Here is a 12,186-nt window from a genome sequence, read left to right as displayed (position 1 = left end):
AGCCCGGCAATGACGATCAACTGAAAAAGTGCGGCCATTACGTCCTCCGCTGCGGATCGACGATGTCGCGCAGGCCATCGCCGAGCAGGTTGAAGCAGAACACGGCGATCATCAACGCGAGGCCGGGGAACAGCGCGATCCACCATTCGCCTGACACCATGAAGCCGGCGCCTTCGGCGACCATGATGCCCCATTCGGCGGTCGGCGGTCGGACGCCGAGGCCGATGAAGGAGAGGCCGGCGGCGTTCAGGATCGCGTAGCCCGTGGTGAGCGACATCTGCACGATCATGATCGGCATAATATTCGGGAGGATATGCACCAGCAGGATGCGGTATTCGCCATTGCCGGAGAGCCGCGCCGCCTGCACGAAGCCGGCATTGCGGCGGACATTGGCCTCGGCGCGGGCGACACGGGCATAGAGCGGGAAATTCACGATCGCGGTGGCGATGATGATGTTCTGCACGGTGTTGCCGAGCGCCGCGACGATGCCCATCGCCAGCACGAACAGCGGGAATGCCATGATGGTGTCGGCGATGCGGCCGACGATGCGATCGGTCCAGCCGCCGAAATAACCGGCCGCGATGCCGGCGAGCCCGCCCATCAGGAACACCAGCACGACGGAAGCGACCGCGATGAAGGTGTCGAGCCGGGTTGCCACGATGACGCGGCTGAAGATGTCGCGACCCAATTGATCGGTGCCGAACCAGTGTGCCGCCGACGGCGGTTTCAGCGCCGCCGACGTATCACTCGCGAGCGGATCATAAGGCACGACATAGGGGCCGAACAGCGCGGCGAGCAGGATCAAGATCAGCAGAGCAAAGGCAAAGCCGGTGACCTTGTTCTCGCTCAGCACATAGCGCGCGTGCTCGAAGATGGCTGACAGCCCTGAGGTCCGCGCCGGACCGACGGGCTCAACGACAGGCGCAACGGTGCTCATGCTTCACCCCTACCCTTCCAGCCGCACACGCGGATCGATGACGCCGTAGAGAATGTCGATGACGAGATTGAGCAGCACATACATGACCGCCATGGTCAGCACGAAGCCCTGCACCGGCGCGAAGTCCGACGATATCAGCGCTTCCACCGCGTAGGAGCCGATGCCGGGCCAGGCGAACACTTTTTCGACCAGCACGTTGGCCCCTAACAGGAACGAGAACACCATGCTGAGCGTGGTGATGACCGGCAGCATCGCGTTGCGGAACGCGTAGGTGACGATCACGGTGCCTGGCGACAGGCCGCTGGCGCGCGCGGTGCGTACGAAGTCGGAGGCGAGCACCGCCAGCATCGAGGCGCGGGTCATGCGCGCGATCGGCGCCAGCGAGAAGATCGCAAGCGTCGTCGCCGGAAGGACGAGCTGGCTGAGCGCCGAGCGGAACGCTTCGAAATCGCGGGCGATCAGCGTGTCGATCAGATAGAAGCCGGTCACGGTCGGCGGCGCGCTGTAGAACACGTCGAGCCGCCCCAGCGGCGCCGGCGACCAGCCAAGCCGGAAATAGAAGACGTAGACCAACACGAGGCCGGTGAAGAACACCGGAAGCGACACGCCTGCCGTCGTCGTGACGCGACAGAGATGGTCGATCCAGGAACCAGGGCGCGTCGCTGCGAGCACGCCGAGTGGGATCGCGATCGCGACCGACACCAAAAGGCCAAGCAGCGTCAATTCAGCGGACGCCGGCAGGCGATTGCGGAGTTCGGTCGCGACCGGCTGGCCGGTCGTGAGCGAGGTGCCGAAATCGCCATGAGCGAGATCGCTGGTGTAACGGAAGAACTGCTCGATCAGCGGCCGGTCGAAGCCGAGTTTCTTGCGGATCTGCTCGACCGCCTCCTTGGTCGCGGCGGGACCGGCGAAATACGCGGCCGGATCGCCCGGCAGCGCGCGCGTCAGGAGGAAGGTGACAATGACGACCCCGATCAGACTCGGGATCGCGAACATCAGCCGCTTGCCAATCATCGTCAGCATCGCGCGCCCTCCACTGTTCGTTCGCTACCCCTTCGCCATCGCTCGATAGTCTAGGCGGCGATGGAACCAGTACTGATAGCCGGAGATGTTCTTCTGCATCGCCACGTTGACGAACGGCTGATACAGCGGAATGCGCGGGATGTCGGTGAAGGCGAGATCGACGAAGCTTTTGACGTCGGCATCGTAGGCGGCAGTGTCACCGAGCGCGGCAGCTTTGCGCGCGCCGTCGATGAACTTGTCCATCTCCGGCGACTTGTAGCTCATCGTGTTGAAGATCGAATTGTTGCCGTGATAGCACCAATAGAAGAAGTATTCGGGGTAATCGAGCCAGCCCGAGAATACATTGGTGAATAGCGGCATTTCCTTCTTGGTCAGCTCGGTGCGCCAGTTGGCGCCGGGCACCTTGTTGATGGTGGTCTTGATGCCGATCTGCGCCAGGCTCTCCTGCACCAGCACGCAGAGCGGCTCGTTGACCCCTGCGAAATTGAGGTCGAACGAGATCGTGGTCTCAAAGCCGTTCGGATAGCCGGCCTCCGCCATCAGCGCCTTGGCCTTCTCGATATCGGTGTAATATTTGTGCGGCTGCGGCCAGGCGACATCGGTCGGCTTGTCCTTCGCGCCGAACATCGGATTGGCGAGCCCGAACAGCACGGCGTCGATGATCTTCTGATAGGGAATGGCGTAAGCCACCGCCTGACGGACTTTCAGATTATCGAACGGCGGCTTGGTGACGTTCATGCCGATATACTGGATGCCGTTGGAGAACGGCAGCGACACCACGTCGAGCTTGCCGTTCGCCTTCATCTCCTGGAAATCCTTGAACGGCAGCTCATACGAGATATCGGCATCGCCGCGCTCGAGCAGCGCGCGACGATTGCCGGCCTGCGGCACCATGCGCCAGATCACGCGCTTGATCTTCGGCGCGGGGCCGCCGATCCAGGCGTCGTTGCGCTCCATGATCACCTCAGTACCCGCGGTCCACTTCACCACCTTGTAGGCGCCGGAGCCGGCGGTCTGCTGCTTGGTGTATTCGAGGCCCCAGGGGTCCTTTTCGGACGCGTTCTTCTTGACCAGTTCCGAATTGACGACGCAGGGCACGATCACGGCGAGATCTGGAATCGTGAGGCGGTCCTTGGTGGCGAAATCGACCCGCACCGTGGAGTCATCGACGATGACGAACTGCTCGGGCTTGGTCAGCGAGCCCGCGCTCATCTGGAAGGTCGGGAAGCCGCCGACGCTGACCGCGCGATCGAGCGACCATTTGACGTCCTTTGCCGTCACCGGCGTGCCGTCGTGGAATTTGGCGTTCTTCTTCAGTTTGAAGGTGACGGACATGTCGCCGACATTCATGTCGTCGGCGAGTTCGCCCTTGAACTTGTCGCGGTCGTAATAGGGTACGCCGCCCGGGCCGCTCTTCATCTCGTGGGTGATCAGGCGGTCGTAGCAATTCCAGGACACTTCGTAGCCCGGCACATTGGTGCCGACACCATGGATATCGAGATTGTTCGGGCCGCCCTCGGAGACGATCAGAAGCGTCTCCGAGCGCGCGTCGGCCTTGGCGGGCGACCAGATCGCCGGCGCAGGCACCATCGCGCTTGCGGCCAATCCGGACACGGATCTGAGGAAATCGCGACGTTTCATGGGTGATGCTCCAACGCCCCTGGGAAATGGCGTGGAAGGAGTTCGCAAGGTTTGTGCCAAGCCTCAACGGAGCGTTGGCGCAGTCCCAAAGCATTGATAACGCTTCGGAATATCGAGAGAAGCAGGGTCAAACGCTACAATTGGCAGACACCACGTTGCATACAAACCAGTGTTTTTGCCTATTGATTAGGCGGCTATTTTTGAACGCCCGATTGTTAGGCGAGTCATTTTTACGTGACCCAAATCAGTTCCTGCAGTTGCAGGAGATCGTCAGCTTTCGCTTGCCAGCCATCGATACAGACGTGGCGGTTGAGGTCGCTTGCGCGGTGCAACAGCATCAAGGCCATCAGCCGCCGCTTCAGCGTGAAATCGATGTCGCTGCGGGAATATCCAAAGCCTTCGAGCAGGCTCAGCACGCGGCGCGGCCGGCCCGCGGCCATGAATGCGCCGGGGCCGAGCAGATCGTAGTCGCGCCATCCCGCCAGCACATCGCCGAAATCGATCAATCCGCAAAGGTGCCAGCGGCCGCCCCGCTGCGTCAGCATGAAGTTTTGCGGGATGTATTCGCCGGAGAGGATGACCGGCGGTTCGTGCATCGGGATCAACTCGGCGGCGTCGCGCAAGAGATCATCGAGCCCGTCGAGGAATTTTCGCGCCAGCCCCAGCCGCTCGTGCCTGGCACGACAGCCTTCCATCTGGCTCCGCATGAACACGTCCCAGCGTGGCTCGATTTCAAGCAGCGGGCCCGGCGGCACGCGCTGAACATCGGCAATGGTCTCGCCGATCTCGGCGAGCACGCGCTCCTTGTCCGCTTCGGGCAGCGAGGGCCACACCTCCGCACCCAGGACACCCGACACGCGCGTGATGATCAGATAGGGCCAGCGGTCGCGCTCGCCTTCGGCGACGAGCTCGGGAATCGGAATCTTGAGCCGTCCGCGAAGCTGCGCGAGCGATCCGCGTTCGGATACGAACTGCGCCCGCAGCACCGGTGGGAATAACTTCAGGATGAGATCATCACCGAGTCCGACGACGAGGTTGGTGCCGGTCGTGAAGACGTGAGGCGGCGTGGACGCAATTCCGTGACTGCGGGCGATATCCATCGCGACCGGCAGCCAGCGCGATGGGTCAGCACGCCAGGCGCGAAAGGCTTCGTAATCGGTGAAGGTGGGCAGTGGCATCGTCATTCGCAGAACCGTAGCTGGGATGGAGCGCAGCGTAATCCGGGGCAATGCCGCGAACAGATGCAGACATCCCGGATTGCGCTGCGCTCCATCCGGGCTACGATCCCTTACCTGTCCGGATTGGCGCGCTCGAACTGGCGCAGCAGCCGGTTACCGCGTTCGACGGCCAGATCGAGCGCTGTCTGCGGCGACTGCTTGCCGGAAAAGGCCTGCTCGAGCTCCTCCTCGATGACACCGCGGATCAGCACGAAAGAGCCGAGCCGGATACCTTTCGAGTTCTCGGTCGGCGGCTTCAGCGTCAATTGCTCGATCCCGATCGCCGCCCCGGGATTGTGGTCGTAGAAACCCTGCGAGCGGGTGAGCTCATAGGCCGCGCGGGTAATCGGCAGATAGCCGGTCGCCTGGTGCCAGGCGGCCTGCACCTCCGGCTTCGACAGATAGGCGAAGAACTTCGCAACGCCTGCATATTCGGTCCGCGGGCGATCGCGCAGCACCCATAGCGTGGCGCCGCCGATGATGCTGTTCTGCCGCGCGCCGGCGACATCTGGCCAATAGGGCAGCATGCCGTAGCCGACCTCGAATTTCGAGTTGGCCTTGATATCGGCGCTGGTGCCGGACGAGCCGATGAAAATGCCGCATTCGCCCTTCTGGAAGCGCGGCTCGGCCGACTGCCCGCGGCCGCTATAGTCGAACACCTTGGTGGCTTGCCATTCCACGAGCTGGGCGATGTGCTTCACCATCAGCGGATTGTTGAAGATGAGCTCCGCATCAAGCCCGCCGAAGCCGTTGGATTTGGTCGCGATCGGCACATTGTGGAAGGCGAAGAAATTCTCGACATTGATCCAGGACGGCCACGACGTGGTGAATCCGCACGGAGCACCCGCCGCGCGCAGCCGCTTTGCCGCCGCACCGAGCTCGGGCCAGGTCTTCGGCGCCACCTCCGGATCGAGGCCGGCGGCGCGAAACAGATCCTTGTTGTAATAGAGGATCGGCGTCGAGGCGTTGAACGGAAACGACAGCAGATTGCCGCTGAGATCGGCGTAATAGCTGGTCACGGTCGGCAGATAGGCCGACGGCAGGAACGGCTCGGACTGATCGCGCATCAGCTCGAACACCGGATAGATCGCGCCGCGGGCCGCCATCATGGTGGCGGTGGCGATCTCGTTGACCTGGACGATGGCGGGCTGGCTGCGCGAGCGGAAGGCGAAGATCGCCGCCGTGACCGTCTCGGTATAGTTGCCCTTGTAGCTCGGCACGATCCGGTAGTCGGACTGGGACGCGTTGAAATCGGCAGCGAGCTTCTCGACCTGCTTGCCGAGTTCTCCCGACATCGCGTGCCACCACATGATCTCGGTCGCGGCATGCGCTGGAGATCCGAGGAGAGTGGTCGCAAGCGCCGCTGGGTATAGGAATCTCATAAACAATGTCACGGTGCGCCAATCCAGGCTTTCGCGCTTGAGAAGCAAAATGACTTTTGCCCCTGATTAAGGCTGCATCGTTACGGTTGCAATCCGACAATGCGTCGGAATGGCCGATTAACCGTAGATCGTCGGATAGCTATCTTTCAGGCTTCTGCTAAAAAGTATTGAACCTTTTCTTCCTGCCACAGACCATATCACAAGGGGATTTGTAGCCTGTGTACCGCCGCGCCGGCCTTTCGCGGACCATGACGCTTGTTATCGCGCTGCTGCTGACGGCGGTCGCAACGGGTGCGGCTGCGCGCGAGTTTCGGGCGTCCGATACCCAGAGCGAGGACTATCCGACCGTCCAGGCGCTGCGTTACATGGGCAGCCTGGTGGAGGAGCGAAGCGGTGGCCGTCATCATGTGCGGGTGTTTCATTCGCGGCAGCTTGGCGAGGAAAAAGAAACGCTGGAGCAGACGCGGGCGGGTGCGATCGACATCAACCGCACCAATGTGGCGCTGATCGGCACCATGGTGCCCGCGGCCAACGTGCTGGCGCTGCCCTTCCTGTTCCGCTCGGTCGAACATTTGCAGAAGGTGCTGGATGGCCCCATCGGCAACGAGATCCTCAACTCATTCGAGGCCTACGGATTCGTCGGCTTGGCCTTCTATGATTCAGGCGCGCGCTCGATCTACAACAGCGCTCGTCCGATCCGTTCGCTCGACGACTTCAAGGGCCTGCGGATTCGGGTCCAGCAGTCGCAGCAGATGTCGGACATGATCCGCGCGCTCGGCGCCGAACCGATCGAACTGCCCTACGGTCAGGTGAAGACCGGACTTGCCACCGGATTGATCGACGGCGCCGAGAACAACTGGCCGTCTTTCATCACCGCCGATCACTACAAGTTCGCAGGCTTCTATACGCTGACAGAACATACGATGAGCCCGGAAGTGCTGGTGATGTCGCAAAAGGCGTGGGCGAGCCTGTCGGTCGAAGACCAGGCGCTTTTCCGCGAAGCCGCGAAGCGCTCCAGCACCTTCATGCGCGAGAAGTGGAAGGACCTCGACGAGCGCTCGCGCCAGCGCGCGGAAGCCGCGGGCGTGAAGATCGTCAGCGATTTCGACCGCGGGCCGTTCGAGGCGGCGATGGCAGGGCTCTATGCCAAAGCGCAGCGCGACGGCGCGATCGCGTCATTGATCGCGCGCATCCGCAAGGTGGAGTGAAGCAAGCTTGGCAACACCCGCACAGGATGGAGCAGTGGGACGGCGGGCGAGCCTCGCCGCGCGCGGCCGCGTGCAGATCGTCCAGATGCTTCGGGCGGTGCCGATCCGCTGGCGCATCCTGTCGATCGCGCTGTTGAACTCGGCGGTCGTGGTGGTGCTGGCGGCGTTGATCTGGAACGGCGCCACCGTGCTTCGCTCGGCGTGGGAGGATGTCCGGCAGGTCCGCGAATCCGACAAGATCCTGGCCAAGCTCGAGACCGAGACCAGCCGGCTGCAGAACCTGATCCACCGCTACATCAACCAGCCGAGCCCGGAGCTCTTCGCCGAGATCCTGCTGCTCCGCGAAGCCGTGCTCGGCACGCTGACCACGCGCGCCGCCACCGATCCGATGCTGTCGGGGTCGGTGGAGCAGCTCGAGCGCGTCACCAGCCGCTTCCTGGACGGCTTCGGCGAATTGCGCGCCGTGCAGGCAAAGATCACCAAGACCTATGAGGAGCAGGTGCTCGGGCCGGCCAAGGACATGGCCGGTCTCTACTCCATCATCGAAGGCGCCACCGGCCATCGCGACGCGCTGATCTGGCCCTCGCTCGGCAAATCCCGCGAGGCCTTCACCGCGATGCTGGTGGCGGCGAACGCCTATTATCTGTCGCTCTCGAGCGCATCCGCCGAAGAGGCCCGCCGCAACACCGAGACGATCGAGAAGACGATCCCGGTCATGATCGACCTCGCCGACAACGACCTGCAGCGCCTGGCGCTGGCGCGGCTCAACAAGCGAACCGAAGCGTTGCGCGAGGGATTGGGAAAACTGACCGAGCAGCTCGCCAGCCGCACCGAGCTGCTCCGCAACACCATCGACGCCAGCCAGGCCGACGCCATCGGCGTCATCGACGATCTCTCGATCAACATGCGCCAGCGCGAGCAGAAGGCGCAGGAGACTTTCGACCGGACGCTGTCGGACATTTCGCGCCGCGTGCTCTCGATCGCGGTGATCTTCCTCGGCATCATCGTTTCCGCGGGCGTCCTGATCGCGCTCTCGATCCGCCTGCCGCTGCAGCAGATCATGGCCTCGATGCACGCCATCACGTCGGGCAGTTACGATCGCCACGTGCTGGGCACCGATGCCAAGGACGAGGTCGGCGCGATGGCGCGCGCGGTGGAAGTGTTCCGCGAGAACGCGATCGCCAAGCGCCAGGCCGAGGACGAATTGCGCGCCGCCAAGGAACGGGCGGAGAGCGCGCTGCTCGAACTCAATACGGCGCAGCAGAACCTGATCGATGCCGAGCGGCTGGCGGCGCTCGGCGGTCTTGTCGCCGGTGTCGCCCATGAGGTGAACAACCCTATTGGCATCAGCCTGACGGTGGCCTCGAGCTTTGCGCGCCGCACCGAGATATTCGAGCACGAGCTGAAATCGGACCAGCTCCGCCGCTCCAAGCTCGACGAATTCGTGAAAAGCTCGCGCGATGCCGCGCAGCAGCTCGTCGCCAACCTGCAGCGTGCGGGCGAACTGATCCAGTCATTCAAGCAGGTGGCTGTCGACCGCTCACATGCCGAGCGTCGCCAGTTTTCCTTGAGCGAAGCGACCGACCAGATCGTCGCCAGCCTGCGGCCGGTGCTGAAGAAAGCCGCGATCGCCCTCACCGTCGACGTGCCGGAAGGCCTGATGATCGACGGCTATCCCGGTTCCTACGGACAAATTTTAACTAATCTTTTCCTTAACGCCGTCAATCATGCGTTCGCCGACCGGCGATCGGGGACGATCACGATTTCAGCGCGGGCCCGCGGCAGCGACGACATCGAGATCATCTTCGCCGACAACGGCGCCGGCATGACGCCGGACGTGCAGCGCCAGGCGTTCGATCCATTCTTCACCACGCGGCGCAACGAAGGCGGCACCGGGCTGGGCTTGCATATTGTCTATAATCTTGTCACCCAGCAGCTCGGCGGTCGCATGGTGCTGGAGTCAAGGGTGGGACAAGGCACCACTTTTCGCATTATCATGCCGAGAATCGCCAAGGGGCAGCCTACGGGCGAGCCCACGATCGCGGACCAAGCCAATGACGGAACTGCTCAATGGCCGAACAGGACGATGTCCTCCACCTGATCGACGACACCGGGGTCGCACCGGAAGATTCGTCCGCACGCAAATGGAAAGTGGCAGTCATCGACGACGATGCTGCAGTGCATGAAGGCACCCGCTTCGCGCTGTCCGACTACAGCCTGAACGGGGCCACCCTGGAAATCCTGTCGGCCTATTCTGCGGCGGAAGGTCGCAAGCTGATGCGGGAGCATCCGGACATCGCCGCCGTGCTGCTCGACGTCATCATGGAGACCGACGTCGCAGGGCTCGAGCTCGTCGAATATATCCGCAACGAGATCAAGAACGAGACCGTCCGCATCATTCTGCGCACCGGACAGCCGGGACAGGCGCCGGAGCGGCGCGTGATCGTCCAATACGACATCAACGACTACAAGGCCAAGACCGAGCTCACCGCTGACAAGCTGTTCACCTCGTTGACGGCGGCGCTGCGCAGCTATCAGCAGCTCGAGCGCATGGTGCAGACGAGGCGCGGGCTCGAGATCATCATCGACGCCGCCTCCACGCTCTACGACTTCAAATCGATGCAGCGGCTTGCCGAGGGCGTGCTGACCCAGCTCGCCTCGCTGCTCAATGTCGAGTGCGCCGGCATCCTGGTGCTGCGCGATGACGGCGCCGGCAGCGAATTGTCGGTGCTGGCAGGCTCCGGATGCTACAGCCGTTTCATCGGCACCACCAGCTCGAAGTCGCTCGACCCTGATCTGCGCGACATGGTGGAAGCCGCCTTCCAGCGTCGCAAGAACGAATTCGCCGACCACCGCAGCGTGCTCTATTTGCGCACCGGCAGCGGCCGCGAAGTCGTGGTGCTCCTGCAGGCGGAGCGCCAGCTCTCCGACACCGACCGTGCGCTGGTCGAGATATTCAGTAGCCGCCTGTCGATCGCGTTTGACAACGTGATCCTGTACCAGCAGCTTCATGAGGCCAACACGCAGCTCGAGGACCGCGTCGCCCAGCGCACCCGCGCGCTGATGCAGGCCAACCGCCGGCTTTCGGCGCAATGGCTGAGATTGCAGCGTGCCAACGGCTTCAAGAACGAGATCCTGGGCACGGTTGCCCATGATCTCAAGAATCCGCTCGGGGTGATCCTCGGCCGCACCGAGATGCTGACCGAATTGATCGGCGCCGGCTCGCCAAAGGAGGCGGTCGCGACCCAGGTCGAGCACATCAGGGATGCCACCAAGCGCCTGACATCGATGGTCGATCATCTGATCTCTGACGCGATGGCCGACGCCTTCGACATCACCATCCGCCGCGAACCGGTCGATGTCGCGGCTCTTATCAACGAGGTCGCCGAAGCGAACCTGCCGCTGGCGGTCAACAAGCAGCAGAGCATCTCGGTCTCCGCACCACCGAATTTCGTGACCATGTGCGATGCCGACCGCATTCGCGAGGCAATCGACAATCTGGTCAGCAATGCCATCAAATACTCACCAATCGGCGGCAAGATCACGGTGATCGTCACCCATGAGGGCGACAACACGGTGATCCGGATCGCCGACGAGGGCGCCGGCCTCTCGCCGGAGGATTTGGGTCGCCTGTTCGGCAGGTTCCAGCGGCTGTCAGCCAAGCCGACAGCAGGGGAGAGTTCGACCGGGTTAGGACTTTCGATCGTCAAGCGCATCATCGACATGCATGGCGGCCATGTAACGGCACAGAGCCCCGGGCCCGGACAAGGCTCGATCTTTACGGTTACATTGCCTGCTACAGCAGAGACATCATGACCCAGAGCCCGCACATCATCATTGTCGATGACGAGGCACCGGCCCGCGAAATGGTCGGTGATTATCTCAAGATGCACGGCTTTGGCGTGACGCTGTGCGACGGCGGAAAGAGCCTGCGCAGCGTGATCGAGACCAACCATCCCGACCTCGTGGTGCTCGATCTCAACATGCCCGAGGAAGACGGGCTGTCGATCATCCGCGATCTCAAGAGCCGGATGAATGTGCCGGTCATCATGCTGACGGCGACCGCGAGCCCGATCGACCGCGTGGTCGGGCTTGAGCTCGGGGCCGACGATTACGTGGCAAAACCCTGCGAGCTGCGCGAATTGATGGCGCGGATCCGCTCGGTCCTGCGGCGGAGCACGCCGGCCAAAGCGGCCGCGCCCGAGGCTGCGGCCGCCAAGACCGAAAAGGAACAATTGGTCCGCTTCGGCACCAAATGGCTCGACCTGCAGGCGCAGGCGCTGCGCGACGACGAGGGCAACGAGCATCCGTTGACGGCATCCGAATTCGGGCTGTTGAAGGTGTTCGCGGCCAATCCGAAACGGGTGCTGTCGCGCGAGCGGCTGCTCGAACTGGCCAATGCGCGCGACGCCGAGGCCTTCGACCGCGCCGTCGACCTCCGGATCATGCGCATCCGCCGCAAGATCGAAATCGATCCGACCAAGCCCGCGGTCATCCGCACCATCCGCGGCGGCGGCTATCTGTTCTCACCGAGCGGCGAAAAGGCCTGATCTTCGCCGCCCGCCCAATGCTGGGGGCGGGAGAACGTATCAGGGGGCCGCCTGGTTTCACCCTGCCCGCAACCTCCCCGCAATTTTCCTCGCATTGAAATTACTAGCATTTTTGCCTCGAATGTTTCGTCGCCCGCGCTCCGACGAAACAATTCTCCTACGGATGAAACCATTTTCCGCTTTTGGCGCAGACATCCCGAAACCGTGGCTCATTAACAATTCTCCCAA

At 62.8% G+C, this 12,186-nt stretch carries 9 protein-coding genes; 4 read left to right on the top strand and 5 right to left on the bottom strand.

From position 1 onward, the window contains the following. Window positions 1–37 precede the first annotated feature (37 nt). The 5 genes from YY7_RS0111805 to ugpB all read right to left on the bottom strand — a co-directional run bounded on the left by YY7_RS0111805 (window position 38) and on the right by ugpB (window position 6,200). Window positions 38–937, bottom strand: coding sequence for an ABC transporter permease (locus YY7_RS0111805; RefSeq protein ID WP_028163416.1), 900 nt, complete (start codon window positions 935–937; stop codon window positions 38–40). Window positions 938–946: 9 nt separating this feature from the next. Further along, complete coding sequence (locus tag YY7_RS0111800; protein ID WP_028163415.1) at window positions 947–1,960, bottom strand: ABC transporter permease; 1,014 nt, start codon at window positions 1,958–1,960, stop codon at window positions 947–949. Window positions 1,961–1,984: 24 nt separating this feature from the next. Next, window positions 1,985–3,601, bottom strand: coding sequence for an ABC transporter substrate-binding protein (locus YY7_RS0111795; RefSeq protein WP_028163414.1), 1,617 nt, complete (start codon window positions 3,599–3,601; stop codon window positions 1,985–1,987). Between the two features lie 230 nt (window positions 3,602–3,831). Beyond that, a complete protein-coding gene (locus tag YY7_RS0111790; protein ID WP_028163413.1) occupies window positions 3,832–4,779 on the bottom strand; it encodes an aminoglycoside phosphotransferase family protein in 948 nt (315 codons plus the stop codon). Window positions 4,780–4,889: 110 nt separating this feature from the next. Then, window positions 4,890–6,200, bottom strand: a complete 1,311-nt coding sequence (gene ugpB / locus YY7_RS0111785; RefSeq protein ID WP_035689926.1) for a sn-glycerol-3-phosphate ABC transporter substrate-binding protein UgpB — start codon at window positions 6,198–6,200, stop codon at window positions 4,890–4,892. 248 nt (window positions 6,201–6,448) lie between these two features. On the opposite strand from ugpB, the gene YY7_RS0111780 reads away from it, so the two are divergent. From YY7_RS0111780 to YY7_RS0111765, 4 genes are all read left to right on the top strand, one after another. Continuing rightward, complete coding sequence (locus tag YY7_RS0111780; RefSeq protein WP_051396679.1) at window positions 6,449–7,408, top strand: TRAP transporter substrate-binding protein; 960 nt, start codon at window positions 6,449–6,451, stop codon at window positions 7,406–7,408. Window positions 7,409–7,493: 85 nt separating this feature from the next. Next, complete coding sequence (locus tag YY7_RS0111775; RefSeq protein ID WP_035689953.1) at window positions 7,494–9,509, top strand: sensor histidine kinase; 2,016 nt, start codon at window positions 7,494–7,496, stop codon at window positions 9,507–9,509. Further along, window positions 9,479–11,224 (top strand): ATP-binding response regulator, encoded by a 1,746-nt coding sequence (locus YY7_RS0111770; protein ID WP_028163409.1) that lies wholly within the window; start codon window positions 9,479–9,481, stop codon window positions 11,222–11,224. The genes YY7_RS0111775 and YY7_RS0111770 overlap by 31 nt, the downstream gene beginning before the upstream one ends. Further along, window positions 11,221–11,958: a response regulator gene (locus YY7_RS0111765; RefSeq protein ID WP_028163408.1), complete on the top strand. Its 738-nt coding sequence runs from the start codon at window positions 11,221–11,223 to the stop codon at window positions 11,956–11,958. The genes YY7_RS0111770 and YY7_RS0111765 overlap by 4 nt, the downstream gene beginning before the upstream one ends. Window positions 11,959–12,186 lie beyond the last annotated feature (228 nt).

Origin of the sequence: Bradyrhizobium elkanii WSM2783 (assembly GCF_000472865.1) — a bacterium.
Taxonomy (GTDB): domain Bacteria; phylum Pseudomonadota; class Alphaproteobacteria; order Rhizobiales; family Xanthobacteraceae; genus Bradyrhizobium; species Bradyrhizobium elkanii_A.
Note: the sequence above shows the minus strand (reverse complement) of the source record. Positions and strands in the feature narration are given on the sequence as shown.

Coding starts and splice junctions, on each gene's coding strand:
- ugpB (WP_035689926.1), bottom strand. CDS start 6,200: ATGAGATTCCTATACCCAGCGGCGCTTGCGACCACTCTCCTCGGATCT.
- YY7_RS0111790 (WP_028163413.1), bottom strand. CDS start 4,779: ATGCCACTGCCCACCTTCACCGATTACGAAGCCTTTCGCGCCTGGCGT.
- YY7_RS0111780 (WP_051396679.1), top strand. CDS start 6,449: ATGACGCTTGTTATCGCGCTGCTGCTGACGGCGGTCGCAACGGGTGCG.
- YY7_RS0111775 (WP_035689953.1), top strand. CDS start 7,494: ATGCTTCGGGCGGTGCCGATCCGCTGGCGCATCCTGTCGATCGCGCTG.
- YY7_RS0111795 (WP_028163414.1), bottom strand. CDS start 3,601: ATGAAACGTCGCGATTTCCTCAGATCCGTGTCCGGATTGGCCGCAAGC.
- YY7_RS0111765 (WP_028163408.1), top strand. CDS start 11,221: ATGACCCAGAGCCCGCACATCATCATTGTCGATGACGAGGCACCGGCC.
- YY7_RS0111805 (WP_028163416.1), bottom strand. CDS start 937: ATGAGCACCGTTGCGCCTGTCGTTGAGCCCGTCGGTCCGGCGCGGACC.
- YY7_RS0111800 (WP_028163415.1), bottom strand. CDS start 1,960: ATGCTGACGATGATTGGCAAGCGGCTGATGTTCGCGATCCCGAGTCTG.
- YY7_RS0111770 (WP_028163409.1), top strand. CDS start 9,479: ATGGCCGAACAGGACGATGTCCTCCACCTGATCGACGACACCGGGGTC.